Genomic DNA, 26262 nt, shown 5'->3' with positions numbered 1-26262 from the left:
CGATTGTTACCTGAACTAAAAGAACCCCCGGCAGGAAACTGCCGGGGGTTTTTCTTCTTATCCCTCCCCCTTGTGGGGAGGGTCGACCGGCTGCAAGCCGGTGGGGGTGGGGGTCTTCAAGACCTCGACAATTCTTTCCATGACGCCATCGGGATTGCGGTCGATCTCTGAATTCCAGAACCGCAGAACCGTGAATCCTTGAGATGCGAGAAACGCATCGCGAATCCGGTCGGAATTCTGGTCTCTTTGCAGTCCGTGCTGGCCGCCGTCAGCCTCGATAACGATGCGATTACGGAAGGAGACAAAATCAACAATGTATTTGCCAATAGGTGCCTGCCTTCGGAAATGAAAGCCGAGGCTTTTCAATTCGCGCAGGCGCACCCACAACTTCACTTCCTGAAGCGTAAGTTGCTTTCGAAGCGAACGGGCATTCTCGTTCGGCACGATCACCCCACCCGGCTGGCCAGCGGCCAGCCACCCTCCCCATTAAGGGGAGGGATAAGAGCCCGCCTAGCTACCCGCCCCATCACACCGCGCGCAGAACGCGATGATACGGTCCATGGTGGGTCTGTCGGCCAGCAGCGGCGCGTGGCCCTGATCGGCGACCTTGACGAGATCGATATCAGGCCGCCGAGCGACCATGTCCTGCACGCCTTGCGCCGATAGCAGATCCGACAGTCCGCCATGGATCAGCATCAGCGGGACGCCAGCGAGTTTGTCGAACAGCTCCCAGACTTGCGGCAGTGGATTCGCCGGATCGAGACCGTCCAGCGCATGCGAGAGCTTCAGATCGTAGGTCCGCTCCAATCCGCCGCCAGCTTTCTCCCGGAATGCCCGATGCGCCCACGCCATCCATCCGGCGCCGTTGAGCGAGGGGAACACGCTTCCGAACAATTCCTTCAGCCCGCGCGCGGCGTCGTCCCAAGTCTCTCGCGGGGGCGGGTTGGCGATATAGCCCTTGATCTTCATCAGGCCCTCCATCTCCAGCGCCGGGCCGATATCGTTCAGGATCACGCCGGCCAGCAGTTGCGGCTGTGCCGCCGCCAGCGCCATCGAGATCAGGCCGCCACGCGATGTGCCGAGCAGAATAGCGCGCGCGATTCCCTGTGACGCAGCGATCGCCAGCACGTCGCCCAGCTCATTGGGGACGGCGTATTTCGCGGGATCAGGGTCGTAATCCGACAGGCCGCGCCCGCGATAATCCACGGCCACGACCTTGCGGGGGGCGGCTGGATTGCTGGCAATCGCACGGGCGATGTCGTCGAAATCGTCGGAGGTTCGCGTCAGGCCGGGCAGGCAAAGCACCGGCAGCAAAGTGCTGTTGTCGGGGCCGATGATCTTGGCATGGAGTTTCAGCCCGTCGGCTGACTGGCAGTAGACGTCGCGGAATGATTGGGACATTCTGGCTGTTGCTTTGCTGTTGGAGAGGGGGCCTGATAGCGAGGGAAGATAACGTCATCCTGAGGTGCGAGCCGCGCGTAGCGCGCGAGCCTCGAAGGATGCGAACGAGATATTTATTCCAGTTTCTGCTGTCCTGCGCGACGACGCGCGAGGCCTCGAACAGAGTCCCAGTCGGATCGGATCAACGCCTCTTTCTTTGCGCGGCCCCAGCCTTTGACTTGCCTCTCAGCCGCAATAGCGTCCGTAATCCGGTCGAAGTCCTGCGACCACATCAGCCGCACCGGTCGGCGTGACCTTGTATAGCCGGGAAAATGACCATGATTATGCTGATCAATGCGTTCTGAAAGGTCTTCGCCGGTGGCAGACCCGACATAGAACGAGCCGTCTGCACAAAGGAGGATATCAACATATGCTCCCATTCGCCGCCATCCTTCGAGGCTCGCAAGTACTCGCACCTCAGGATGACGGCGCCAAACGGCGAACGTCAATACCTAGTGTGGTGGTTCGCAAGTCCGTAGCATTTCTGCGGCTCACTCTTTTGCGGACTTGCGAACCAAAACCACACTAGAATTATAACTGCCAGCGTCCTTTTGAATCCGAAGTTCGCTACAGAGCGTGCTGCAAAATGAGGCGAACTTCGGATTCAGGACGTTGGGGCCTATTCCACACCCGCGCCGCGGCGCAAATCGGCTTCGATCAGCAGCTTGCTGCCGCCGCCGAACCGTGAGCGGTAGACCTGCAGGTTCTCCATGATGCGCTGGACGTAGTTGCGGGTCTCGGAGAACGGAATCTTCTCGACCCAGTCAACCGCATCGACCTTCGGATCGCGCGGATCGCCGTAGCGCTCGATCCACTTGCGGACACTGCCGCGCCCGGCGTTGTAGCCGGCGAAGGTCATGATGTAGGAGCCGCGGTAATCCTCGATCAGGCCACCGAGTTCGGCGGCGCCAAACGCCGCGTTGTAGGCGGGGTCGGTCTTCAGCCTGGCGAGGTCGAACGTCGCGCCGTGCCGCTTGGCGACGTATTTGCCGGCGGCAGGCGTGACCTGCATCAGGCCATAAGCCTGGGCGGGGGACACCACGGAGGGATTGAACGCGCTTTCCTGCCGGGCGATGGCGAAAACGATCGCCTTCTCGACCTCGGGTCCGAAGTCCTTGTAGGGGGGGATGCCGATCACCGGATACGCATAGTGATCGAACGGCATGCCGCGATTCAGCGCGGCCTTTCCGACCAGCAGCATGCCTCGCGCATCGTTGTGACGGTGGGTCAGTTCGCAGAGCGCGAGCAGGCCGTCCATGTCGGCGCGCTCGCCCATGTCGGCGAGAATAGGGACGGCGATCTCACGTTCATCCAGTGCGTAGAGAAGTTCGACAGCGCGGACAATCTCCAGCCGCTCGCCGCCGCGCGAACGGCCGGGCACGCCGTTCAGCGCAATCTGCGGCAGTCCGAGCTTGGCCCGCGCAAGCTGCCCATAATAGCTGGTGGATTGTGCCGCCGCAGCCTCATAGGCATTGCGCGCCTCCTGCGAGCGCCCGGCGGCTTCCGCCGCGCGGCCCTGCCAGTACCCGGCGCGGGCCAGCGCCGTCGGATTGACGCTGCCGACCCCGATGCGCGCGAAATGCTGGGCCGCGAGATTTGGGTCGTTCAGGAATCGAAGCGCGATCCAGCCCGCGGTGAACTCCTGCTCAGTCTTGTAGATGTCGCGCGCAGGCAGCGACGCATCGCGTGCGACCGCATAGGCGAGGCGCGGCTCGTTGGTATCGAGCAGCTTGCGCGCCAGCAGACGCCGCTCGATCCACCATTCGTCCGCGTTGACCAGCCGTGCCGGATCGCGGGGCGCGGCCTGCATGGCGCGCGCGGCTTCCTGGAATTTGTCCTCGCGCCGCAGCCATTGCGCCTTGCTGAAAAGGTAGAGCGGATCGTTGTGCAGGTCGCCTGGGACTGCATCGAGCAAGGCCTTCGCGTTCGAGGCCTTCTTGTTGAGGGCGGAGCGCGCCTTCGCCAGCGCGACATGACCGCTTCCTAATCGCCGGGCGGAGCGCAACCCGGCTTCCGCGTTGTCGCCGCTATAGAGCAGCATATCCATCCGGACCTTGATGTCGCCCGGCGCCAGCAGCGTACCGAACCGCTCAAACGCGGTGTCTTCGGTATCCGAAGAAAACGGATCGCCGCGCCACGCTTCACGCACCAGCCGTTCGGCGCTCGCGCGGTCGCCGCGGGCCAGCAGCGCGCGCGCGAGCATGAACCGGCCCTTGGCGGAGATCGGCTGTTCGCCGTTGAAGAACGCGAGGACCACGGAATCGTCGCGCTTGTCGTCCCATAGCGCGGCTTCGCCACGCCGCCGCAGGAATGTCTGACTTGGCCAGCTCGGATTTTCGGCAAGGAAGTCGCGGTATCGTTCAACAGGCGCACCATTGTCGTCGCTGCGCAGGATCATCCACTCGGCAAGCTTGCGCGCAACGGGATCGGAGAGCGAGGCCTGAAGCTGCGTGGCATCGGCCGGCTTCCGTTTACGCACGAGCTCAATGATCTGCTCGAGCGTATCCATGTCGGCCTTCGACGTGGATGATGTGCTGGACAGCGCCAGGGCCACGGACGGCTTTCGGGGCGGAGCAGGGCGCGCAGCCAAAGCTTTCGGCGCGGGCGCGGCCGGAACGGCTTTCGCGGACGAGGGGGCCTTTTGCTGATCCGGTTTGGCGGGTGCGGTTTGCGGCGTCACCTGGCGGGAAATCGGCCGGGGCTTCGGCAGAGGAACGGCGGACGCGGCATACGAAGCCAGCGTAATCGCGCCCGCGCCAAGCACGGCGGCAGTCCAGCGTGCCAATCGGGCTGATCCCGCAGATGAAGGAGCAAATGGGGTCACGGGCGGCCTATGCGGCGAATCATTCAAGTGCCTTCGCCTAGTGGTCCGATTTTAACATTCGCATCCCGTTGCCGCAGCCGATTTTGCGAATGTTAAAATCGAAGGACCACTAGCATTGTAAGTTACTAGTGGAGCTTTGGATTTGACATTCGCGATGCGAGTTTGAGGCCGAGTGGGCCGCGAATGTCAAATCCGCTCCACTAGGTGTAGTTCATTGAATATGTGGACAAAACATCAAATGTGTTAGAACAGGCACAATGCCGCAACACCGCGGCAAAATCGCGGCTGATGCGGGGTGTTCCAGGTGCCCGGCCGGGTCTCCGGGACTTTCATCGCGTTCCGGGACTCGTTATCAATCAACCATAAATCGCAACATTGCGGTGCGTTCGGAGACAGACAATGGCAACCAAGACGAATTTCAGGGGGTCCCTTACCGCCTTGGTTACGCCGTTCAAAAACGGAGCATTGGACGAGGGCGGCCTGCGTGAGCTTGTGAACTGGCAGATCGAGCAGGGTTCGCACGGTCTGGTTCCGGTCGGAACCACCGGTGAAAGCCCGACCCTGAGCCACGAAGAACACAACCAGGTCACCGAGTGGTGCGTCGCGGAGGCCAAGGGCCGCGTGCCCGTCATCGCCGGCGCTGGCTCGAACTCGACGCGGGAAGCCGTGGCTCTGGCGAAGCACGCCGAGAAGGCGGGCGCCGATGCCGTGCTGGTGGTGACGCCCTACTACAACAAGCCGACGCAGGAGGGGATGTATCATCACTTCAAGGCGGTGAACGATGCGATCGGGATTCCGATCATCATCTACAACATCCCGCCGCGTTCGGTCGTCGATCTGTCGGTCGAGACGATGACAAGGCTGTTCGAGCTGAAGAACATCGCCGGCGTGAAGGATGCCACCGCCAATCTCGCGCGCGTGTCGCAGCAACGCCACGCGATGGGACCGGATTTCATCCAGCTCTCGGGCGAGGACATTACGGCGCTCGCTTATATGGCCGCGGGCGGCCACGGCTGCATCTCGGTCGTCGCCAACGTGGCGCCGAAGCAATGCGCGGACCTGATGGTGGCCGTGTTGAAGGGAGACTATGCGGCCGCGCTCAAGATTCAGGACCGGCTGACTCCGCTGCATGACGCGATCTTCAAGGAGCCGGGTCTTGCGGGTGCCAAGCATGGCCTCAAGCTGCTGGGCCGTGTGCATGAAGAGGTGCGCCTGCCGCTGGTGCCGGTGACGCCGCCGACCGGCAAGGTCATCCACGATGCGATGGTGTATGCCGGATTGCTCAACTGACGATCCTGGAAAGGGAATGAGCCGATGCTTGAGGAGTTCAAGAAATTTGCCCTGAAAGGCAACGTCGTCGATCTCGCTGTCGGCGTCATCATCGGCGCGGCGTTCGGGGCCATCGTGACCTCTATGGTGGCGGACATCATCATGCCGATTATTGGCGCGATCACCGGCGGGCTCGATTTCTCGAATTACTTCACCGGGCTGTCCAAGTCGGTCACGGCAACCAATCTCGCCGACGCCAAGAAACAGGGCGCGGTGCTGGCATGGGGCAGCTTCCTCACCCTGACGCTGAATTTCCTGATCGTGGCGTTCGTGCTGTTCATGGTGATCCGGCTCATGAATCGCCTCAAGGCGAAAGAAGAAGCCGCGCCTGCGTCAGCGAAGCCGACGAAAGATCAGGAACTGCTGACCGAAATCCGCGATCTTCTGAAAGCGAAATAAATCACTATCTGTCACCAGCAGATACTCTGACGGGCAAGCTCCCGGCGCCGTCAGGCCGTACTGAAGGATTGCGTTTTCACGCGAGCCGTATTTTTCGCGTGTAAACGCACCGAGGCACCTGATGGCCGAGAAGAAAGAACCCACGATCAAGGTCATCGCCGAGAACCGTAAGGCGCGGTTCAACTATGCCATCGAGGATACCGTCGAGGCGGGCATCGTGCTGACCGGTACCGAGGTCAAATCGACGCGTAATGGCAAGACCACGATTGCGGAGTCCTATGCGGACTCCAGGGGCGGCGAGATCTGGCTCGTCAACGCCAATATCCCGGAATACCTGCAAGCCAACCGCTTCAATCATGAACCGAAGCGGGACCGCAAACTGCTGTTACACAAGAAACAGATCAACAAGCTGATCGGCGCGATCGAACGCGAGGGAATGACGCTCATTCCGCTCAAGATGTACTTCAACGAGCACGGTAAGGTGAAGCTTCAACTGGCTCTCGCGAAGGGCAAGAAGCTGCACGACAAGCGCGACACCGAGAAGAAGCGCGACTGGGCGCGCGAGAAGGGCCGTCTGCTGAGGGCGCGAGGTTGACGCCGAAAAGCGCGACGCGGTTTCCGGACAACTCATCCTCCAGAAGGTAAAGGATAGCGTGATGAACCAGCCGAACCTGATGGACGTGGACTGGAGCAAGATCCCGGCGCCTGTTGACGACGGCGCAGCGAAGCATCTGATCGGCATGAAAATGCCGCCCGTTGTGTTGCCGGCCACCGATGGATCGCCGGTCAAGCTGGCGGCGCTACCGGGGCGGGTGGTGCTGTTCGCCTATCCGCGCACGGGAGAGCCCGGCAAGATCGGCCTCGTCGATGACTGGGACATGATCCCCGGCGCGCGGGGCTGCACGCCGCAGACCTGTGCCTTCCGCGATCTGTTCAAGGATCTGAAAGATGCGGGCGCCCAGTACGTATTCGGGATTTCCACCCAGGACAGCACCTATCAGCGTGACATGGTCGAGCGGCTGCACGTGCCGTTCCAGGTTCTGTCGGACAGCGACCTCGCTTTGACGCGCGCGCTCAAGCTGCCGTCAATGGACGTTGCCGGACTGACGCTGATCAAGCGGCTCGCCCTAATCATCGACGACGCGACGATTACCCACGTGTTCTATCCGGTGTTTCCGCCGGACCGGAACGCGGGCGACGTGCTGGCATGGCTGCGGGCCAATCCGCGCTAGCCCAGATAGCCCTGTACGCTGGCAAATACCGCCTTGAACATCTCGGGTGTGAGAACGCGCGTGTTCGTATTGTAGCGCGAGCAGTGGTAACTATCGAACAGCCGAAGAGCGCCTGCCTGATGCTGTGCGCCGTGGGCAAATGGCGCATCGGCGGCGCGAACGCCGAGCGTCTTCAGCGTTGTATCGTGTGCCACTCGGCCCAGCATGACGATGGCACGCAGGCGCGGCATCTCGTCCAGCGTTGCATTGAAGAACGGCCGGCAGGCTTTGATTTCGGCGGGCAGGGGTTTGTTCTGCGGCGGCACACAGCGCACGGCATTGGTGATGCGGCAATCGATCAGCGTCAGCCCGTCGTCGGGGCGGGCCTCGTATGAGCCTCGCGCAAAACCGATCTCGACGAGAGTCCCGTAAAGAAGATCGCCGGCAAAATCCCCGGTGAAGGGTCGCCCCGTGCGGTTGGCCCCCTGAAGACCGGGCGCGAGCCCTACGATCAGAAGCTGCGCGTCGACTGGCCCAAAAGAGTAGACAGGTGCGTTGAACCAATGCGGATGCTGCGCGCGGTTGGCATCACGATAGTCTTTCAGGCGGGGGCAGAGAGGGCAATCCGGGCCGGGTTCGTTCGACTGTCCTGAAACGGAAGAGGAAGGGCCGGCACTGTTGCGCCGGCTCTCGTGCGTGAAGCGGATTTGACGTTCGCATCCTGTTTGCCGCGAGCGCTTCATGCGAACGTCAAATCCAAAGCTTCACGACAATCGGTATTTTGCCGGTGGTCCTTCGATTCTGACATTCGCATCAAAACTGGCCGAAGCGGAACGCGAATGTCAGATTTGGAACCACCGGTTTTCTGCTCAATCGTCGAATTCGTCATCGCCCCTTGGCGCCATTGAGCTGGTCGTCGCCCGCTGCAGGAACTGCGGCGTGTGCTGACGAGGTTCGCGCGGTTCACGAGGAGCAGGGCGCTCGCTCGGATCGCGGCCAAGCTTGGATTGTAGCTGAACCAGATCCGTAAAGACATCCGCCTGGCGGCGCAATTCGTCGGCGATCATCGGGGGCTGGCTGGCGATCGTGGAAACCACCGTGACCCGCACGCCGCGGCGCTGCACGGCCTCGACCAGCGAGCGGAAATCGCCATCGCCCGAGAACAGCACCATCTGATCGATGTGTTCCGCGAGCTCCATGGCGTCGACGGCAAGCTCGATATCCATGTTGCCCTTGACCTTGCGGCGGCCGGAAGCATCGATGAATTCCTTCGTCGCCTTGGTGACGACGGTATAGCCATTGTAATCGAGCCAATCGATCAGCGGCCGGATCGATGAGTATTCCTGATCTTCGATGATTGCGGTGTAATAGAAGGCCCGAACGAGAGTGCCACGACTCTGAAATTCAAGGAGCAGCCGCTTATAATCTATGTCGAAACCAAGGGTCTTCGCTGTTGCGTAAAGGTTTGCACCGTCAATAAACAGCGCGATCTTGTTCGTGGCAGAAGGCATCAGTTTTTTCTCGCATCGTTGTTATCGTATGTATTCTTGGCGCGTATCCATCACCGCGCATTCCCATTCAATTCAGTTGTTATTCGCCAGAAGGTTTAGAGAGGATAAAGGACGCAAATATTCCGCGCGACCGGGGAAGCAACGCAGATCGCGGCACAACGTGGTGAAGCAATGAAGCGATTTCTTGTCCATGGGACTAATTGACCCTCAGCTATGCTCTGGCGGGCCCATTCCAGCAGCTGCGTTTTTCAGATCATTCTGAAATTCATGCTTGCGGAAAGGCGCTGGTCGCTATACCTAGCGCGCATAGCGACATATTTTCAGATCCAGACCCGGAGCGGCAGCCTATGGCGCGCGTCACTGTTGAAGATTGTATCGATAAGGTCGACAACCGGTTCGACCTCGTATTGCTGGCCGCACACCGTGCGCGGATGATCTCCTCAGGGTCGCCCCTGACCATCGACCGGGATAATGACAAGAATCCGGTGGTTTCGCTACGTGAAATCGCTGATACGACCATTTCTCCCGAGGATTTGCGGGAAGAACTGGTCCATTCCCTCCAGAAATTCGTCGAAGTGGACGAGCCGGAACCCGATACTGTGCCGCTGATCGGCTCGGCAGGCGCCTCCGTTGACGCCGACGACACCGAAGTAGCCGTCGAGCGCATGACGGAAGAAGAGCTTTTGAAGGGTCTGGAAGGCCTTGCTCCCCCCGAGGAGCAGCCCGAGGAAGACGAGTAAAGCTTTCCCCGCTGACTTTTCCGGCGTCTGACGCCGTTTTGACGTTAAGGCCCGGGCGGATTGCCCGGGCCTTTGCATTTATTGACATTTTTAGCGTCTTCCTTGCGATTATCGAATAACCGGCGATATTGTGAATGACGGTTCCTTTTTCGAGGGCCGTCCATAAGGCAGGCAAGCGGAATGGCGATCTGGCGGCGAAATCAGCCCCAAATGCAAGCGGCGAGCGAAACGGCCGCAGCGGCTCCAGCGGCGCCCCCGCCGTTGCCGGTCAAGAAGCCCGTTCGGACCAAAATGATGCGCCAGTACGACCTGGTGGACCGGGTCCGCGCCTATAATCCGAACACCGACGAAGACCTGCTCAACCGGGCCTATGTCTACGCCATGATGGCCCATGGCGAGCAGAAACGCGCTTCGGGCGACCCGTACTTTTCGCACCCCCTCGAGGTCGCCGCGATCCTCACCAATCTGAAGCTGGACGACGCCACAATTGTCGCGGCGCTGCTTCACGACACCATCGAGGACACCGAATCGACCCGCTCCGAAATCGACCAGATGTTCGGTCAGGAGATTGGTGCGCTGGTGGAGGGACTGACCAAGCTGAAGCGGCTCGAACTGGTGTCGCGCGAAGCAAAGCAGGCCGAGAACCTGCGCAAGCTGCTACTGGCGATCGCCGACGATGTGCGCGTGTTGCTCATCAAGCTGGCCGACCGGCTGCATAACATGCGGACGCTGGAATTCGTGCCGCCGGCATCGCGCCACCGGATCGCGGAAGAGACCCTCGACATCTATGCGCCGCTCGCCGGCCGCATGGGTATGCAGGAAATGCGGGAAGAGCTCGAAGACCTGTCGTTCAAGGTAATCGATCCTGACGCCCACGCCGTGGTCGTTCAACGGCTGGATGCGCTCGAGGAGCGTGATCGCAATCTCATCGGTGAAATTGAAGCCCAGCTTTCCGCCAAGCTCGCCAAGAACGGTGTCAACGCTCAGGTGAAAGGCCGCCGCAAGCAGCCGTTCTCGATCTGGATGAAGATGGAGCGGAAGTCCGTCGGCTTCGAGCAGTTGTCCGACATCTTCGGGTTTCGCATCATCGTCAACAGCATCGCGGAGGTCTATCGCACGGTCGGCATCGTGCATACGACGTGGCCGGTGGTACCGGGACGGTTCAAGGATTACATCTCGACGCCCAAGCAGAACGACTATCGTTCGATCCACACCACGGTGATAGGTCCCGGCAAGCAGCGCGTCGAGCTGCAAATCCGTACCGAGGAGATGAACCGCGTCAATGAGTACGGCATCGCGGCTCATGCCATCTATAAGGATGGCGTTGGTTCGCCGACTGAGCGGCTCAAGCTGGAGTCCAACGCGTTCGCGTGGCTGCGTCACACCGTCGAGGTTCTGTCGGAAAGCGCCAACCCGGAAGAATTCCTCGAACACACCAAGATGGAGCTGTTCCACGATCAGGTGTTCTGCTTCACGCCGAAGGGAAAGCTGATCGCGCTGCCGCGTCATGCCAATGTGATCGACTTTGCTTACGCGGTGCATACCGACGTCGGCAACAGCGCCGTTGGCTGCAAGATCAACGGCAAGTTCGCGCCGCTGTCATCCGAATTGCAGAACGGCGACGAAGTGGAAGTCCTCACGTCGCAGGCGCAATCGGCGCCGCCGACGGCATGGGAATCGCTTGCCGTCACCGGCAAAGCCAAGGCCGCGATCCGCCGCGCCACCCGCACTGCCGTGCGCGATCAGTATGCGGGCCTCGGACGGCGTATTGTCGAGCGCCTGTTCGTGCGGGCCAAGATCGTCTACGCGGATGACAAGCTGAAGGGCGCGCTTCCGCGCCTCGCGCGGGCGTCTATCGACGACGTGATGGCTGCGGTTGGACGCGGCGAGATGAAGGCATCGGACGTCGCACGCGCGATGTATCCGGATTACAAGGAAGAGGCGCGTCTCAGCGGCAAGAAAGCGGCCGGTGCGAAGCCCAAACCGTCAGGCGACGCCAAGGCGTCGAGCGCGATTCCGATCCGCGGCATCAACAGCGATCTGCCGGTGAAGTTCGCGCCGAACGGCGGCGCCGTGCCCGGTGATCGCATCGTCGGCATTGTGACGCCGGGCGAGGGCATCACGATCTATCCGATCCAGTCGCCGGCGCTGAAGGATTTCGAGGAAGAGCCGGAACGCTGGCTCGACGTCCGGTGGGACACCGATGAAGCAACGCCACGGCGTTTCCCGGCGCGGCTGCATGTGCAGAACGTAAACGAGCCGGGCAGCCTGGCCCAGGTCGCGTCGGTGATCGCGGAACATGACGGCAACATCGACAATATCAGCATGAGCCGCCGCTCTCCGGATTTCACAGAGCTCACCATTGATCTTGAGGTCTATGACCTGAAACATTTGAACGGTATTATCGCTCAGCTTCGCGCCAAGGCGGTCGTCGCCAGTGTTGATCGCATCAACGGCTAATCGCATCACCCGTTAATCACGTCGCCCAGGTTTCCCATGCCCGCAATTCCGCCGCTGCGTCTCGGGGTCAATGTCGATCATGTTGCCACCCTGCGCAATGCGCGCGGCGGACGCGCGCCGGATCCGGTGCGCGCTGCGCTGCTCGCGATCGAGGCAGGGGCGGACGGCATCACCGCGCATCTGCGTGAGGATCGCCGCCATATCCGCGACGATGACATGGCGCGGCTGAAAGCCGGAATCTCCAAGCCGCTGAATTTTGAGATGGCGGCGACGGCCGAGATGCTGCAAATCGCGCTTGCGACAAAGCCGCATGCGGCGTGCCTTGTACCTGAGCGGCGCACTGAAGTGACGACCGAGGGCGGGCTGGATGTGATCGGGCAGCGCGACGCGCTCGGTCCTTTCATCGCGCGATTGAGCGACGCCGGAATTCGCGTTTCCTTGTTCATCGCTGCCGACCCGGCCCAGATCGAGATGGCGGCCAAACTGAAATCGCCCGTGATCGAGATTCACGTCGGCGCGTGGTGCGACGCCGTGGTCGAGAGGCAAAAACAAAAAGCCGAAGCCGAATGGCAGCGCATTGTCGCAGGCGCCAAGCTCGCCCAATCCGCAGGACTTGAAGTTCACGCCGGGCATGGCCTCGATTACGTGACGGCTGAAACGATCTCGGCGCTGCCGCAGATCGTCGAGCTCAACATCGGACACTTCATGATGGGTGAGGCGATATTCGTCGGCCTGCCGCAAACCGTTCGCGATATGCGCGCGGCGATGGACCGCGGCCGCAAGACCCTGCGGGCACACGCCCTATGATCATCGGCATCGGGTCGGACATCATCGACATCACGCGGATCGAGAAGGTGATCGGCCGTCACGGCGACCGTTTTATCGATCGCATTTTCACGGTGGCGGAGCGGGCCAAGGCCGAGCGACGCTCCAAGGTATCGAAAATGGTGTGGGCGACCTATGCCAAGCGGTTCGCCGCCAAGGAGGCCTGCTCGAAGGCGCTCGGCACCGGCATCCGGCACGGCGTCTGGTGGCGCGATATGGGCGTGGTCAATCTGGCCGGAGGGCGGCCCACCATGAAACTGACAGGCGGGGCGCTGGCGCGGCTCGAATCCCTGATCCCTCCGGGCTTTGAGGCGCGGATCGACCTCACAATCACGGATGACTGGCCGCTGGCGCAGGCGTTTGTCATCATTTCGGCTGTCCCTGCGGCGAAAGCCTGAACAGCCCTGGGCCAAGGTTCCGAACAGCCCAAAAATCTAAAATTCACTGAACTGTCAGACGATTAGCAAGTTTTCATGAGCCCGTTGATTGCACCCCTTGCGACAACGGTCTAAAACCCGCGCGGGTGATTTGGGCGGCGTCTTCGCCTCCGACGGGCACAAAAGGTCCAGTTCCGAGGCATGAAAAACCAGGATTCGAAAGAGCAGATGAGTGTGACAACACCGGCCAAATCCGAAGGCGGCGTCGGCGAGACCGTTCGCGTCGTCATTCACGCGCTCATTATCGCGCTGGTGATCCGGACCTTCCTGTTTCAGCCTTTCAACATTCCGTCGGGATCGATGAAGGCGACGCTGCTGGTCGGCGACTACCTTTTCGTCTCGAAATACTCTTACGGCTACAGCCACTATTCGATCCCGCTGTCGCCGCGGCTCTTCTCTGGCCGCATTTTCGGCTCCGATCCCGCGCGCGGCGACATCGTCGTGTTCCGTCTGCCGAAGGATGACACCACCGATTACATCAAGCGCGTCATCGGATTGCCGGGCGACCGCATCCAGATGAAGGAAGGGCTGCTCTATATCAACGACAAGCCGGTGGAGCGCGAGCGGCTCCCGGACTTCGTCGGCGAGGATCCGTGCGGCTCGGACGCTACGGCGCGCGTCAAGCAGTGGAAGGAAACGCTACCCAACGGCGTGACCTACAAGTCGCTCGATTGCGTCGATAATGGATTCTACGACAACACCAATGTCTACACGGTGCCGCCCGGTCACTTCTTCATGATGGGCGACAACCGCGACAATTCCACCGACAGCCGGGTCCTGTCGGCGGTGGGCTATGTGCCGTCCGAAAACCTGATTGGCCGTGCGCAGATGATTTTCTTCTCCATTGCCGAGGGCGAACAGGCCTGGCAGTTCTGGCGCTGGCCGGTTTCGGTGCGCTGGAATCGCATTTTCTCCATTGTGCGATGAGCGGCGATCCCGCAATCGTCAAAACTCCGCTCAGTACGGACGCCGCCGCGAGTGCTGGCGCCGTGGAGATCAAGCCTGAGAAGAAAAAGGCGCGCAGGCCGAGCGCGAAGGCCGCCGCGAAGATTATCGAAGAGCGCATCGGGCACACGTTCGCGGATCCCGCGCTGTTGGCGACCGCTTTCACCCATGTCTCGGCCTTGAAGTCCGCGCGCCGCGGCGACAGCTATCAGCGGCTGGAATTCCTCGGCGATCACGTTTTGGGCCTCATCGTTTCCGACATGCTCTATCGGGCATTTCCGAAGGCGGATGAGGGCGAATTGTCCAAGCGTCTTGCCGATCTGGTGCGCCGCGAGGCCTGCGCCGATGTCGCCAAGGCGCTCGGGCTGGACGAAGCCATCAAGCTCGGATCGGTGGGCGCGGGTGCCGGGGCACGGTTGCGCAATTCGGTGCTGGGCGATATCTGCGAAGCAGTGATCGGCGCCGTGTTCCTCGACGGCGGCTATGCGGCGGCGGCGCAGTTCGTCGAGCGCAACTGGACCGAGCGGATGCGCAAGCCGGTGCGTCCGCTGCGCGATCCGAAAACGATTCTGCAGGAATGGGCGCAGGGCAAGGGCCTGCCGACGCCGGTCTATCGCGAGGTCGAACGCACCGGACCGCATCACGATCCTCAGTTTCGTGTAGCTGTGGAGTTGCCGGGACTGACCCCGGCGGAAGGTGTCGGCGGCAGCAAGCGCGCCGCAGAGAAGCTTGCGGCGACGGCGTTGCTGAAGCGGGAAGGCGTAACGGGCGGTAATGATGCCTGACGAACTGCAGAAGAATCCATCCCGCGAGACGCGCTGCGGTTTCGTCGCGCTGATCGGCGCGCCGAATGTCGGCAAGTCGACGCTGGTCAATGCGCTGGTCGGATCGAAGGTCACGATCGTCTCGAAGAAGGTGCAGACCACCCGTGCGCTGATCCGCGGCATCGTGATCGAAGACAACGCCCAGATCATTCTCGTCGATACGCCGGGTATCTTCGCACCTAAACGCCGGCTTGATCGCGCCATGGTGTCGACCGCGTGGAGCGGTGCGCATGACGCCGATCTCGTGTGCGTGCTGCTGGATGCCCGCGCCGGTATCGACGACGAGGCCGACGCGATCCTGACCAGGCTGTCGGCGGTCAATCATCCGAAAATCCTTGTACTGAACAAGATCGACCTGGTGCCGCGCGAAAAGCTTCTCGCGCTGGCGCAGAAGGCCAACGAGCGCCTCGAATTCACCCAGACCTTCATGGTCTCCGCGCTGTCGGGCGACGGCGTTGACGATCTGCGCCGCGCTCTGGCGAGAGACGTGCCGCCGGGACCGTTTCACTATCCCGAAGACCAGATGTCGGATGCGCCGCTGCGGCATCTCGCGGCGGAAATCACGCGAGAGAAAATCTACCGTCATCTGCATCAGGAATTGCCGTATCAGTCCACCGTCGAAACCGACTCCTGGACCGACCGCAAGGACAAGTCGGTGCGGATCGAGCAGACGATCTATGTGGAGCGCGACAGCCAGCGCAAGATCGTACTCGGCAAGGGCGGGGCGACGATCAAGGCGATCGGCGCGGATTCCCGCAAGGAGATCGCGGAGATCGTCGGCCAGCCGGTGCATTTGTTCCTGTTCGTGAAGGTGCGCGACGGCTGGGGCGACGACCCGGAGCGTTATCGGGAGATGGGTCTGGAGTTTCCCAAAGAATAGTCGAGGAATGATCGAGGAATGACCGGACCCGACGTCAAGGTGCCGACCAATATCTTCTATTTCGAGGTGCTGCTGTATCTGTCGCTGTTGATCGATGTGCTGTCGGCTGCCTTTCTGGATCGCATGCCTGACGACGTTACCGAGTCGACGAAGCTGGCCGTCAATTTCATCGCCGTCATGATGACGCTCGGATTTGTCCAGCTTGTCTGGCTCGCGGCGCATCGGCGCAAGAGCTGGGCGCGGATGATCCTGGTCGTGGCGCTGATGTTGTCGGCGGCGTCCATTGTCACGACGATGGGCGAAACCGGACTACAATTCAGCACATTCGTTGACATTGTTTCGACGGCGCTGACGGCCGTGGGACTGTCATTTTCATTTACTGGCGATGCCAAGGACTGGTTCCGGCAGCCGGAATAAGCGCGCCATGCGCAGCCATGTTGCTGCGGATAAGCCCAGAATCCTGTAAGCTTCAGTCATGGAATGGACTGACGAAGGCATTGTTCTGGGCGTGCGGCGGCATGGCGAATCCAGCGCCATCGTCGAACTGCTGACGCGCAGCCATGGCCGCCATCTGGGGCTGGTGCGCGGTGGCGCGGGCTCGCGGATGCGTCCGCTGCTTCAGCCCGGCAACACGGTGAGCGCGGTCTGGCGCGCGCGCCTGGACGAACATCTCGGATACTACGCGGTGGAGGGTACACGGCTGCGCGCGGCCACGATGTTCGGATCGCCGCATGCGGTCTACGGCGTGACGCACATGGCCTCGCTGGTGCGGCTGCTGCCTGAGCGGGATCCGCATGAAGATATCTACGAGATGCTGGAATCCATTCTCAACGATTTCGACGATGTAAGCACGGCGGGTGTGCAACTGGTGAAGTTCGAACTGGCGATGCTGACCGAGCTTGGCTTCGGCCTCGACCTGTCGTCCTGCGCCGCGAGCGGAACCGTGAACGATCTGGTTTATGTTTCGCCGAAGTCGGGCGCCGCGGTCTCGCGGCAGGCGGGCGAACCATGGCGCGACCGGCTGTTGCGGTTGCCGCCGTTCCTGCGCGAGAGCGATGCCGGGACCAACGGCTGGTCCGGGCAGGACATCGAGGACGGCTTCCGGCTCACCGGGCTGTTCCTGCTGCGCAATGTGCTGGAGCCGCGCGGACAGGGCCATTCGGATGCGCGGGACGGCTTTATCGCCGCGGTGACGCGGCCGCGCGTGCGAGCGGCTGCCGAGTAAACAAAACGGGCCGGATTGCTCCGGCCCGTTTGCTGCTTATCGACAAATCCGAAATCAATAATAGCGATAGTAACGCGCGCGGGGGCGATAGTATCCGCCGTAGCCATAACCGTAATAGGGACGCGGCGCGTAATAGCGCGGGGCGGTCCGATAGCAGGTGCGCACCCAAGCGTAGCCGTTCCAGACCGGGTTGCAGACCACTGCGACGGTTTCAGCCTGTCCGGTAGCAACCCCGGCCAGACCGCCGGCGAGCGGCATGGCCTCGGCCCGGCTTCCGGCAATCAGGCCGGCGCCGATGAGTGCCAACGCGGCCACAGCCGCCAAAACAAAACGACGCATTCCAGTTCCCTCCGGGGTCTGTTGCCGGCTCGCCTGTTCGGTTGCCGGCTGACCAGGAAGGCCCGGGCAGACCCATACCCAGACCTATCCGCATGATGTAGCGGGGTAAAATATGGCGGAACAATTACGAACAGGTGATGTCCGCCTAATTCATTTGTTGTTCAATTTGCCGGGGGACGTTAACCCCTTGCCATGGGCAAAAGACTGATTCCACCGGAGCCAATGGACGTTCAGGAGGTCGCACTCCGCGAGGCGCTCGAGGAGCGCTATCTCGCCTATGCGCTCTCGACCATCATGCACCGGGCGCTGCCGGACGCACGCGACGGCCTGAAGCCAGTTCATCGCCGCATCCTTTACGGCATGCGGCTGCTGCGGCTCGACCCCGGTACGCCGTTCAAGAAATCCGCCAAGATCGTCGGCGACGTGATGGGCTCGTTCCATCCGCACGGCGACCAGTCGATCTACGATGCACTGGTGCGCCTCGCGCAGGATTTCTCCTCGCGCTATCCGCTGGTGGACGGGCAGGGCAACTTCGGCAACATCGACGGCGATAATCCGGCTGCCTATCGCTACACCGAAGCGCGCATGACGGAAGTCGCGCGGCTGCTGCTGGAAGGGATCGACGAGGACGCGGTTGAATTCCGTCCCAACTACGACGGCCAGTCGAAAGAGCCGTTCGTGTTGCCGGGCGCGTTCCCGAACCTGCTCGCCAATGGCGCGCAGGGCATCGCGGTGGGCATGGCGACCTCGATCCCGCCGCACAACGCGGCGGAGCTTTGCGACGCGGCGCTGCACCTGATCGACAAGCCGAACACCAAATCGCGCGGCCTTCTGAAATATGTGAAGGGCCCGGATTTTCCGACCGGCGGCATCGTGGTCGATTCCCACGAAAGCATCGCCGAAGCCTACACGACCGGGCGCGGTTCGTTCCGCGTGCGCGCGAAGTGGGCTCAGGAAGAGGGCGCGCGCGGCACCTGGAACATCGTCGTTACGGAAATCCCGTGGCTGGTGCAGAAATCGCGCCTGATCGAGCGCATTGCCGAACTGCTCAACGAAAAGAAGCTGCTGCTGGTCGGCGACATCCGTGACGAGTCGGCGGAAGACGTGCGCATTGTCATCGAGCCGAAGTCGCGCAACGTCGATCCTGAAGTGTTGATGGAAACGCTGTTCAAGCAGACCGAGCTTGAAAGCAAGATTCCGCTGAACCTCAACGTGCTGGTGAAGGGCCGGGTGCCGAAGGTGCTGGGCCTCGCCGAATGCCTGCGCGAATGGCTCGACCATCTGCGCGATGTCCTCGTGCGCCGCGCCAACTATCGCAAGAACCAGATCGAGCATCGCCTCGAGGTGCTGGGCGGCTATCTGATCGCCTATCTCAACCTCGACAAGGTCATCAAGATCATCCGCACCGAAGACGAGCCGAAGCCGGTACTTATCAAGACATTCAAGCTCACCGATCTTCAGGCCGATTCCATTCTCAATATGCGGTTGCGCAACTTGCGCAAGCTCGAGGAAATGGAAATCCGCGGCGAGGACAAGGATCTTCGCAACGAGTTGAAGGGCATCAAGGGCGTTCTGGCTTCCGAGGAAGAGCAGTGGAAGAAGGTCGGCGAGCAGGTGAAGAAGGTGCGTGATACCTTCGGCCCCAAGACGCCGCTCGGCAAGCGCCGCACGCAGTTTGCGGACGCGCCTGAGCATGATCTCGCCGCCATCGAGGAAGCGCTGATCGAGCGCGAGCCGATCACGGTGGTGGTGTCCGACAAGGGCTGGGTGCGCACGCTCAAAGGCCACGTCGAGGATATGTCGAATCTCGCCTTCAAGACCGACGACAGTCTCGGCTTTGCGTTCTTCGCGGAGAGTACATCGAAGCTGACGCTGTTCGCGACAAACGGGCGTTTCTACACGCTCGATGCGCAGAAGCTGCCGGGCGGGCGCGGCCACGGCGATCCGATCCGCATGACCATCGACATGGAAGGCGATGCCAACATCGTTTCGATGTTCGTGCAGAAGAGCGGCCGGAAGTTCCTCGTGGCCAGCGGCGACGGGCAGGGCTTTGTCGTCAACGAGGACGACTGCGTGGCCAATACCCGCAAGGGCAAACAGGTTCTCAATGTCACCGCCCCCAATGAGGCCGTGGCGATCACGACCGTGAGCGGCGACACCGTCGCGGTGATCGGCACCAACCACAAGATGGTGATTTTCCCGCTCGAGCAGGTGCCTGAAATGGCGCGCGGACGCGGCGTGCGCTTGCAGAAGTACAGCGGCGGAAAATTGTCGGACGTGATGACCTTCACCGCCAAGGACGGCATGGCCTGGAAGGACTCGGCCGGACGCGATCAGAGTTCGACCTGGAAAGAACTCGCCGATTGGCGCGGCAACCGCGCCGATGCCGGCCGCCTGGCGCATGGTTTTCCGAAGTCGAACAGGTTCGGCAAGGGCGTTGAATAGGCGGCGTCGGCGTCATTCGCAGGGCTCCTGCACCCCGGAATGACGCCGCAAGCATGCGCCGGTTAGGCGGCAGTCGCTTTCTTGAAGGCTTCCCGCGACGCCTGATCGGCGCGATCGAAGGCCGCGCGCGTTTCGTTCAGAGCTGCGGTCAGTGCGGTCCATGACTGGTTCCCGGCCTCCGTCAGCTTCTGAAGGGTTTGCTCTGCCGCGGCGGCATCGGTTTTCATGCGCTGCACGACTGTGTCGATTTCGCCGCGCCGCCCGGCAGCGAATTCCTTGGCCGCGATGGCAAATCTGTCCGCAGTTTCATGCCAGGCTTTCAGTTGGGCGGCGGATTGAAGGGCGAAGATGGCCTTCTGTTGTTCGATCTGCCTGCCGAAGTTCTCGACGTATTTTTTGACCTCGACTTCGAAGGCATTCCAGTCGGTTTCCAGTTGTGCCTTCGCGCTCGCCCAAGCTGTTTCGTTAACCTGCGACTGCTTTTTGACAGCGGCCTGGAAGTCGTCGCGCTTCTTTTGTAAGTCGGCGACGATGGTATCGGCTTTCGTCCGCGCATCGGCCTGTACCTCGCCGACTTTGCCTTCCAGCGAGGCCAGCGTGGCGTCCATCTCGTCGAGCCGCTCCTTAGCCCAGTTGAAATAAGGATGGATGCTGCTTTGCATAGACATCTGCGAGCTCTCCTGCTTCATGTTGAATAACGCATGATAGGATATCGGTCTCGCGGCAGATTGCTTTGGATCAAACAATGACATGGCGGCGTGAGGTGAAATGCCTCATGCTTCGCTGTGGGTATCCGGTTCTTCTGAAAGAGTGCGCCATTGGTTCGTTACAACGAAATCCGCGAAGGTGAGGTTGCCGTTGATCCGCCGCCGCCGACCGATGCGGGGCTCGTGTTCATCGGCCGGATTCGCACGCCATGGACTGACAGGCTGGTGACACCGCGTCAGGGCAAGCACGACGGCCCGATCTGCAAGATCGAGATTTTCGATCCATGGGTGCCGGCGCTGAAGGGTCTCGACAGGTTTACACAGGTCGAAGTGATTTACTGGCTGCACCAGTCACGCCGCGACCTCGTTCTGCAAAGTCCGGCGAGTGACTCAAATACGCACGGCACATTTTCCTTGCGATCGCCGGTGCGTCCCAATCCGCTCGGCACTTCAGTAGCCAAACTCGTCGGCATCGAGGGCAACACTGTTCTGGTGCGTGGGCTCGATTGTCTCGACGGCACGCCGCTGGTCGATCTCAAACCAGACCGCTGCCAGTTCACGCCGGTCGCGCCACCGCAGCCGGGTGATTTCGAGACGGGTTAAACTTCGATCCAGAATGCGTTCTGCTGTCTCAGCCGGTCACAGCGATCGCTTCGATCTCGATCAACCATTCAGGTGCCGCAAGGGCGGTCACGCCGACGAGCGTGCTGGCAGGCGGCGGCATGTTCGGGAAAAAAGGCGATCGCGCCTTTCCAATGATCGCGCGGTGTTCGGGCCGATAGTCGACGACATAGGTCGTGATTTTCACCACGTCTGCGAAACTCGCGTTGGCCGCGGCGAGGGCCAGGCCGATGTTTTTCATCACCTGAGTGGTCTGCGCAGATAGATCTCCGGCACCGACAATCGCGCCCTGTTCATCAAGTGCGACCTGGCCGGAGATGTAAATCGTGCGCGTTCCCGAGGCCACGACGACCTGGGAGTAGGCCGGGTTTTGCAAAAGTCCTGTTGGGTGCGGATGTTCGAGCTTTCCCATTCGGTGGTTACCTCCGTTTTCTTGGGCAAGACTACAGGACGGCGCTGACCCCTGAATGGCAATTTTTTGACGCCGAACCTGACGTTGCATCACGTATTCGCTGTTGCAAATCACTTGCAACTAGCGTCTGCGCCATGCATATTAGCGGTATGGACGCACGATCACCGTCACTGCCGCCTGACCAGGCTTCCACCCCGCCTGTGCCGGGAGGATGGCGGACGCCGCGCGGCGAGCCGTCCCTTGCGAACGTGTTCGCGTCGATCCGGATCGCCAAGGGTGGCTCATTCTGGCGCAAGCTCGCCGCCTTTCTGGGGCCGGGCTATCTGGTCGCCGTCGGCTATATGGACCCCGGCAATTGGGCGACCTCGCTCGCGGGCGGTTCCAAATTCGGCTACGCGCTGCTCGCCGTTGCGCTGATCTCCAACATCATGGCCATTGTGCTTCAGGCGCTGTGCGCGCGGCTCGGCGTCGGCTCGGGTCGCGATCTCGCGCAGGCTTGCCGCGACGCCTATCCGAAGTGGGTGTCATGGCCGCTGTGGCTGCTGGCGGAAATAGCCATCAGCGCGACCGATCTTGCGGAGATCATCGGCACTGCGATTGGCCTCAATCTGCTGTTCGGCATTCCGCTCGAGATCGGCGTGCTGATCACTGCGGCCGACGTGTTCCTCATTCTTGCATTGCAGGCGATCGGCTTCCGCTGGATCGAAGCCTTCGTGGTCGCATTGCTCGGCGTTATCGCTGCGTGCTTCGCGGTGCAGATCGCGATGGCCGATCCCGACTGGGGCGCGGTGATCCGCGGCTTCGCACCGACCGTCGATATCGTCGCCAATCGCGACATGCTCTACCTCGCGCTCGGTATTCTCGGCGCGACGGTGATGCCGCACAATCTCTATCTGCATTCCGGTTTGGTACAGACACGCGGTTATGGCGACACCGTGCCGGAAAAGAGGGAAGCGATCACGCTCGCGACCATCGATTCCACCATCGCACTGTGCCTAGCGCTGCTGATCAATGCATCGATCCTCATTCTTGCTGCTGCAACGTTTCACAAGGTGGGTAAGACCGACGTCGCCGAACTCGATCAGGCGCATGCGTTTCTGTCGCCTTTGCTCGGTTCCACGCTGGCGCCGACGCTGTTCGGAATTGCGCTGTTGTGCTGCGGCTTGAATTCGACGGTGACGGCAACACTGTCCGGCCAGATCGTGATGGAAGGCTTCATCAACATCAAGATCGCGCCGTGGATGCGGCGTCTGGTGACGCGCGCCATCGCCATCGTGCCGGCGGCCATCGTGACGATCTGGTACGGCGAGAAGGGCACCGCGCAGTTGCTCATTCTCAGTCAGGTGGTGCTGAGCCTGCAATTGCCGTTCGCCATCGTGCCGCTGGTGATGTTCACAGCAAGCAAGGCAAAGATGGGCACGTTCGTCGCCCCGCGATGGCTATCGCTGATCGCTGTGGTCATCGCAGCCGTCGTGATCGCGCTCAACGTGAAACTGCTGGTCGATTTCGTGACGGGCTGATCGCGCTTATTTGTCTTTTGAATTTTGATCGAAGCGTTCGCGCGCGGACTGGATCTCCGGCAAATGCGCGAAGGCCCATGAGCCGAGATGCTCCACCGGTTCTTTGAGCGAATGGCCGAGTTCGGTGAGTTCATAGTCGACCCGCGGCGGAATGGTCGGAAAGATTGTCCGCGTCACGAGTCCGTCGCGTTCCAGGCCTCTCAGCGTGAGCGTCAGCATCCGCTGCGAGATGCCGCCGACCATGCGCTTGATCTCGTTGAAGCGTCGCGGTCCTTCGCCCAGCAGCATGATCACCAGCACGCTCCATTTGTCGCCGATCCGCGACAGGATCGATCCGACAGCGGTGCAATCCCGAGGCAAATGGCGCTCGGGCGAGGCAGTTACATTGGTGTGCGCGGGTTCCATAGCTGTGCTCAGGTTCAAGAAATGTGCCGTCTTGCACGGTCTATCAAAGGTCACCATTAGTGTCCAGGTATCAATCTGATACTAGAGCTAAAGGGGAACCTATGAAGCTGCTCCATATCGACGCCAGCATTCTTGGCGGCAATTCCATCTCCCGCCAACTCTCGGCTGCGGCCGTCGAGCGCCTGCGCGAGACAACGCCCGGCCTCGACGTGACCTATCGCGACCTTAGCGCCCAGCCGCTCGCGCATCTGGACGAAGAACATTTTGCCGCTCTTCGCGGTGCGACACCGGACACGTCCGCCGTGCGCGCCGACATCGCTGCCAGTACTGCCGCGCTGGACGAATTCCTCGCGACCGACATCATTGTCATCGGAGCGCCGATGTACAACTTTTCCGTCCCGACCCAGCTCAAGGCATGGATCGATCGGATACTCGTCGCAGGAAAGACTTTCACCTACTCGGAGAAGGGCGTCGAAGGTCTTGTGCGCGGTAAACGCGTCATCGTTATCGTCACACGCGGAAATTTCTACGGTGCAGGTATGCCGATTGCGGCAGGCGAGCATCTGGAAACCTATCTGCGGTGGGTCTTCGGTTTCCTTGGTCTCACCGATGTCGAAATCATCACCGCCGACGGCGTCAGTGTCAGCCCCGAGCAGCGCGAAAAAGCGGTCGCCGAAGCGTTGCAAGCAGCGGGCGCATTGAAGCCGGCTTCGCTTCAGGCTGCGTGACATTGACGATCGATTGAACGCTTTGCTGTCATTCCGGGGCGCGCGTTTTGGCGCGAACCCGGAATCCACCGCCGCGACGAGTTTCTACAGCTCTGGATTCCGGGTCTGCGCCAAGCGGCGCATCCCGGAATGACGGCGGAAGTGGGTCTAATCCTGCGGCTCGAGCGCCTGCGAGTTGGTGGCATCAACGCGGAGCCAGCCGCTGGGCGCGAGGCGCTGCTGCGGCAGGAAGCGGGCCTTGTAGTCCATCTTCCGCGAGCCCTCGATCCAGTAGCCGAGATAGACGTAAGGCAGACCGAGCCGCCGCGCGCGGGCGATGTGATCGAGGATCATGAACGTGCCCATCGAGCGGCTTTCCTCGCCGGGCTCGAAGAACGAATAGACCATCGACAATCCGTCGCTGAGGATGTCGGTCAGCGCCACGGCGATCAGGTTGCCGCCTTTGCCGGTAATGCCGCTGTCGGCGGTGCGCCGGCGGTACTCGATGATGCGGGTGGAGACGTGACTGTCTTCGACCATCATCGCATAATCGAGGACGGTCATGTCCGCCATGCCGCCATCGCGATGGCGGGCGTCAAGATAGGCGCGGAACACCGAATACTGTTCCGAGGTCGGCACCGCCGTGCGCAGTTCGCTGACGATGTCGGCGTTGCGCACCTGGATTTTGCGGAAGTTACGCGACGGGCGGAATTCGTTGGCGACGACGCGCACCGAAACGCAGGCGCGGCACTGGTCGCAGGCGGGGCGGTAGGCAATGGACTGGCTGCGGCGGAACCCGCCATGAGTGAGGAGATCGTTCAGCTCGCCGGCCTTGTCGCCAACAAGATGCGTGAACACTTTGCGTTCCTGCTTTCCCTCGAGATAGGGGCAGGGCGAGGGCGCCGTCAGGTAAAATTGCGGCGTATTGCGCGAGTGTTGTGTCACGTGTGGCCGTGTGTCTCCGGTCTGCGCGATTCCCTCCACAGCATCGCGCCGGGGAGGCCCGGGGGTCAACAGATTTGAACGCGCCACGGCAGGTATGACGCGGCTTTCAGGTTGTTCACGGCACACGGGCAGACCACGCGGATGTGATCTGCCCGGATTCCGGGGTCTCTAGACGCGGGTCGTCTGGACCGTCGAAGGCTGGACGTTGCTGTTGATGAAGACCGTGCCGAGTACGACGTCATGCAGCAGCCGGCGGCGGCCGTTGAACAGTCCGACCAGCAGCACCAGCGGGCTCAGGAACGAGACCGACACCCAGTAAAGGACGGCGTGAACGGCACCGAGGATGAAGTAAGGCCGCTCGCCGGTCCAGGTCCGCATCTCGATGTCCATCATCCGCATGCCCACCGTGGCGCCATTCGGCCCGCCCAGCGACATGCCGTAATAGAGCAGGGCCCAGATCACCGAGAACGGCGAGATCAGCCAGAACAGGAACCAGCCCAGGCCCAGCGTCACGATGCCGAACAGGGTGACGAAGATGACCGCGAGGATGATCGGGATCGACAGGATCACGAGATCGATCAGAAACGCGAAGACCCGCCTGGTCAGCACGCCGCGAAACAGCTCGGGCTGCAACCACGGGTCATAGGCCTGCTGTGCGCGGGCGCTGGCCGATGGATTGTTGCGCCAGGTCGCACCTGATGTCCCGCCGCCAGTGTTTCTCGTGTCAGACATGAAACCCCTCCTCAGCGGCCATTTGCCCGGAGCCGCTCGCTGCGCACATGGCCCCGCCAGATGGCGGGCGCAAGGCGGCTTAGGCTCACATGGAGAAAAAGATAGTTTGGCTGCCGGAATCCCGTAACTATAGATCGTCATGGCCGGGCGCCTGTCCTCGGCTTGATCGGGGATGACCCGGCCATCCACGACCTATCTCGACATTCCCAAGCAGGACGTGGATGGCCGGGTCATAGGCGTTCTTTAGAACGCCGTTCTTCGAACGGCTATGCCCGGTGATGACGATCGTGGGTGTTGTGCTCGCCTACGGGTCCGGCTTCGCGATTTTTTTCGATGTCGTCCCCGCGCAAGCGGTTCTTATCCCTCCCCCTTGTGGGGA

Annotated in this window: 29 protein-coding genes; 17 read left to right on the top strand and 12 right to left on the bottom strand. The window is 61.4% G+C overall.

The genetic code is table 11. The features are described 5' to 3' along the window. Window positions 1-57 precede the first annotated feature (57 nt). The 4 genes from AC1Q6J_RS04725 to AC1Q6J_RS04710 form a co-directional block, all read right to left on the bottom strand. A complete protein-coding gene (locus tag AC1Q6J_RS04725) occupies window positions 58-444 on the bottom strand; it encodes an endonuclease domain-containing protein (protein ID WP_492278191.1) in 387 nt (128 codons plus the stop codon). Between the two features lie 66 nt (window positions 445-510). Continuing rightward, window positions 511-1401: an alpha/beta fold hydrolase gene (locus AC1Q6J_RS04720; RefSeq protein WP_492278190.1), complete on the bottom strand. Its 891-nt coding sequence runs from the start codon at window positions 1399-1401 to the stop codon at window positions 511-513. 113 nt (window positions 1402-1514) lie between these two features. Further along, on the bottom strand, window positions 1515-1820 hold the full coding sequence (locus AC1Q6J_RS04715; RefSeq protein ID WP_492278189.1) for a GIY-YIG nuclease family protein: 306 nt from the start codon (window positions 1818-1820) through the stop codon (window positions 1515-1517). Window positions 1821-2059: 239 nt separating this feature from the next. Next, window positions 2060-3949, bottom strand: a complete 1890-nt coding sequence (locus AC1Q6J_RS04710; protein WP_492278602.1) for a lytic transglycosylase domain-containing protein — start codon at window positions 3947-3949, stop codon at window positions 2060-2062. 714 nt (window positions 3950-4663) lie between these two features. On the opposite strand from AC1Q6J_RS04710, the gene dapA reads away from it, so the two are divergent. The 4 genes from dapA to AC1Q6J_RS04690 all read left to right on the top strand — a co-directional run bounded on the left by dapA (window position 4664) and on the right by AC1Q6J_RS04690 (window position 7224). Next, a complete protein-coding gene (gene dapA / locus AC1Q6J_RS04705; protein WP_492278188.1) occupies window positions 4664-5554 on the top strand; it encodes a 4-hydroxy-tetrahydrodipicolinate synthase in 891 nt (296 codons plus the stop codon). 24 nt (window positions 5555-5578) lie between these two features. Further along, window positions 5579-5992 (top strand): large conductance mechanosensitive channel protein MscL, encoded by a 414-nt coding sequence (gene mscL / locus AC1Q6J_RS04700; RefSeq protein ID WP_492278187.1) that lies wholly within the window; start codon window positions 5579-5581, stop codon window positions 5990-5992. Window positions 5993-6113: 121 nt separating this feature from the next. Next, a complete protein-coding gene (gene smpB / locus AC1Q6J_RS04695) occupies window positions 6114-6587 on the top strand; it encodes an SsrA-binding protein SmpB (protein WP_492278186.1) in 474 nt (157 codons plus the stop codon). A 61-nt stretch (window positions 6588-6648) separates the two neighbouring features. Further along, window positions 6649-7224: a peroxiredoxin gene (locus AC1Q6J_RS04690; protein WP_492278185.1), complete on the top strand. Its 576-nt coding sequence runs from the start codon at window positions 6649-6651 to the stop codon at window positions 7222-7224. On the opposite strand, the gene AC1Q6J_RS04685 is transcribed toward AC1Q6J_RS04690, so the two are convergent. Continuing rightward, entirely contained in the window at window positions 7221-7946 is a 726-nt protein-coding gene (locus AC1Q6J_RS04685) for a uracil-DNA glycosylase (RefSeq protein WP_492278184.1), read from the bottom strand. The two genes, AC1Q6J_RS04690 and AC1Q6J_RS04685, sit on opposite strands and share 4 nt — an antisense overlap. A gap of 126 nt (window positions 7947-8072) precedes the next feature. After that, the gene (locus AC1Q6J_RS04680) at window positions 8073-8714 is read right to left on the bottom strand and encodes a LabA-like NYN domain-containing protein (RefSeq protein ID WP_492278183.1); all 642 of its coding nucleotides are present in this window, start codon (window positions 8712-8714) and stop codon (window positions 8073-8075) included. A 347-nt stretch (window positions 8715-9061) separates the two neighbouring features. On the opposite strand from AC1Q6J_RS04680, the gene rpoZ reads away from it, so the two are divergent. From rpoZ to recO, 9 genes are all read left to right on the top strand, one after another. Continuing rightward, window positions 9062-9454: a DNA-directed RNA polymerase subunit omega gene (gene rpoZ, locus AC1Q6J_RS04675; RefSeq protein WP_006020886.1), complete on the top strand. Its 393-nt coding sequence runs from the start codon at window positions 9062-9064 to the stop codon at window positions 9452-9454. A gap of 180 nt (window positions 9455-9634) precedes the next feature. Next, complete coding sequence (locus AC1Q6J_RS04670; protein ID WP_492278182.1) at window positions 9635-11914, top strand: RelA/SpoT family protein; 2280 nt, start codon at window positions 9635-9637, stop codon at window positions 11912-11914. A gap of 36 nt (window positions 11915-11950) precedes the next feature. Then, window positions 11951-12721, top strand: coding sequence for a pyridoxine 5'-phosphate synthase (locus AC1Q6J_RS04665; RefSeq protein WP_492278181.1), 771 nt, complete (start codon window positions 11951-11953; stop codon window positions 12719-12721). Further along, complete coding sequence (gene acpS / locus AC1Q6J_RS04660) at window positions 12718-13137, top strand: holo-ACP synthase (protein ID WP_492278180.1); 420 nt, start codon at window positions 12718-12720, stop codon at window positions 13135-13137. Before AC1Q6J_RS04665 ends, acpS begins: the two co-directional genes overlap by 4 nt. Before the next feature lie 207 nt (window positions 13138-13344). Then, a complete protein-coding gene (gene lepB / locus AC1Q6J_RS04655) occupies window positions 13345-14103 on the top strand; it encodes a signal peptidase I (RefSeq protein ID WP_492278179.1) in 759 nt (252 codons plus the stop codon). After that, the gene (gene rnc / locus AC1Q6J_RS04650) at window positions 14100-14906 is read left to right on the top strand and encodes a ribonuclease III (protein ID WP_492278178.1); all 807 of its coding nucleotides are present in this window, start codon (window positions 14100-14102) and stop codon (window positions 14904-14906) included. The genes lepB and rnc overlap by 4 nt, the downstream gene beginning before the upstream one ends. After that, window positions 14899-15825: a GTPase Era gene (era, locus tag AC1Q6J_RS04645; RefSeq protein ID WP_492278177.1), complete on the top strand. Its 927-nt coding sequence runs from the start codon at window positions 14899-14901 to the stop codon at window positions 15823-15825. The genes rnc and era overlap by 8 nt, the downstream gene beginning before the upstream one ends. A gap of 18 nt (window positions 15826-15843) precedes the next feature. After that, a complete protein-coding gene (locus AC1Q6J_RS04640) occupies window positions 15844-16242 on the top strand; it encodes a hypothetical protein (RefSeq protein ID WP_492278176.1) in 399 nt (132 codons plus the stop codon). Between the two features lie 58 nt (window positions 16243-16300). Then, complete coding sequence (recO, locus tag AC1Q6J_RS04635; RefSeq protein ID WP_492278175.1) at window positions 16301-17050, top strand: DNA repair protein RecO; 750 nt, start codon at window positions 16301-16303, stop codon at window positions 17048-17050. 54 nt (window positions 17051-17104) lie between these two features. Here recO and AC1Q6J_RS04630 read toward each other — a convergent pair whose 3' ends face one another. Beyond that, window positions 17105-17389 carry a hypothetical protein gene (locus AC1Q6J_RS04630; protein WP_492278174.1) on the bottom strand — a complete coding sequence of 95 codons (285 nt, stop codon included), beginning with the start codon at window positions 17387-17389 and terminating at the stop codon, window positions 17105-17107. A gap of 192 nt (window positions 17390-17581) precedes the next feature. Here AC1Q6J_RS04630 and parC point away from each other — a divergent pair, with 192 nt between their 5' ends. Further along, a complete protein-coding gene (gene parC / locus AC1Q6J_RS04625) occupies window positions 17582-19834 on the top strand; it encodes a DNA topoisomerase IV subunit A (RefSeq protein WP_492278173.1) in 2253 nt (750 codons plus the stop codon). Between the two features lie 62 nt (window positions 19835-19896). Here parC and AC1Q6J_RS04620 read toward each other — a convergent pair whose 3' ends face one another. Next, a complete protein-coding gene (locus AC1Q6J_RS04620) occupies window positions 19897-20502 on the bottom strand; it encodes a sll1863 family stress response protein (RefSeq protein ID WP_492278172.1) in 606 nt (201 codons plus the stop codon). A gap of 150 nt (window positions 20503-20652) precedes the next feature. Here AC1Q6J_RS04620 and tsaA point away from each other — a divergent pair, with 150 nt between their 5' ends. Continuing rightward, the gene (tsaA, locus tag AC1Q6J_RS04615) at window positions 20653-21144 is read left to right on the top strand and encodes a tRNA (N6-threonylcarbamoyladenosine(37)-N6)-methyltransferase TrmO (RefSeq protein ID WP_492278171.1); all 492 of its coding nucleotides are present in this window, start codon (window positions 20653-20655) and stop codon (window positions 21142-21144) included. Window positions 21145-21172: 28 nt separating this feature from the next. Here tsaA and AC1Q6J_RS04610 read toward each other — a convergent pair whose 3' ends face one another. Beyond that, window positions 21173-21574 carry a RidA family protein gene (locus tag AC1Q6J_RS04610; RefSeq protein WP_492278170.1) on the bottom strand — a complete coding sequence of 134 codons (402 nt, stop codon included), beginning with the start codon at window positions 21572-21574 and terminating at the stop codon, window positions 21173-21175. Window positions 21575-21723: 149 nt separating this feature from the next. Here AC1Q6J_RS04610 and AC1Q6J_RS04605 point away from each other — a divergent pair, with 149 nt between their 5' ends. Further along, the gene (locus AC1Q6J_RS04605) at window positions 21724-23094 is read left to right on the top strand and encodes an Nramp family divalent metal transporter (protein WP_492278169.1); all 1371 of its coding nucleotides are present in this window, start codon (window positions 21724-21726) and stop codon (window positions 23092-23094) included. Between the two features lie 6 nt (window positions 23095-23100). Here the strand turns inward: AC1Q6J_RS04605 and AC1Q6J_RS04600 are convergent, their stop codons facing one another. Then, window positions 23101-23499: a winged helix-turn-helix transcriptional regulator gene (locus AC1Q6J_RS04600; RefSeq protein WP_492278168.1), complete on the bottom strand. Its 399-nt coding sequence runs from the start codon at window positions 23497-23499 to the stop codon at window positions 23101-23103. Between the two features lie 101 nt (window positions 23500-23600). Here AC1Q6J_RS04600 and AC1Q6J_RS04595 point away from each other — a divergent pair, with 101 nt between their 5' ends. Then, a complete protein-coding gene (locus tag AC1Q6J_RS04595) occupies window positions 23601-24227 on the top strand; it encodes an FMN-dependent NADH-azoreductase (RefSeq protein ID WP_492278167.1) in 627 nt (208 codons plus the stop codon). 147 nt (window positions 24228-24374) lie between these two features. On the opposite strand, the gene AC1Q6J_RS04590 is transcribed toward AC1Q6J_RS04595, so the two are convergent. Together AC1Q6J_RS04590 and AC1Q6J_RS04585 are read right to left on the bottom strand one after the other, a co-directional pair. Next, window positions 24375-25151: an arginyltransferase gene (locus tag AC1Q6J_RS04590; protein ID WP_492278166.1), complete on the bottom strand. Its 777-nt coding sequence runs from the start codon at window positions 25149-25151 to the stop codon at window positions 24375-24377. 168 nt (window positions 25152-25319) lie between these two features. Continuing rightward, entirely contained in the window at window positions 25320-25883 is a 564-nt protein-coding gene (locus AC1Q6J_RS04585; RefSeq protein ID WP_492278165.1) for an RDD family protein, read from the bottom strand. Window positions 25884-26262: the final 379 nt, after the last annotated feature.

The sequence above is a fragment of the Afipia sp. MLSD5-FHT05B12 genome (assembly GCF_058793355.1).
Note: the sequence above shows the minus strand (reverse complement) of the source record. Positions and strands in the feature narration are given on the sequence as shown.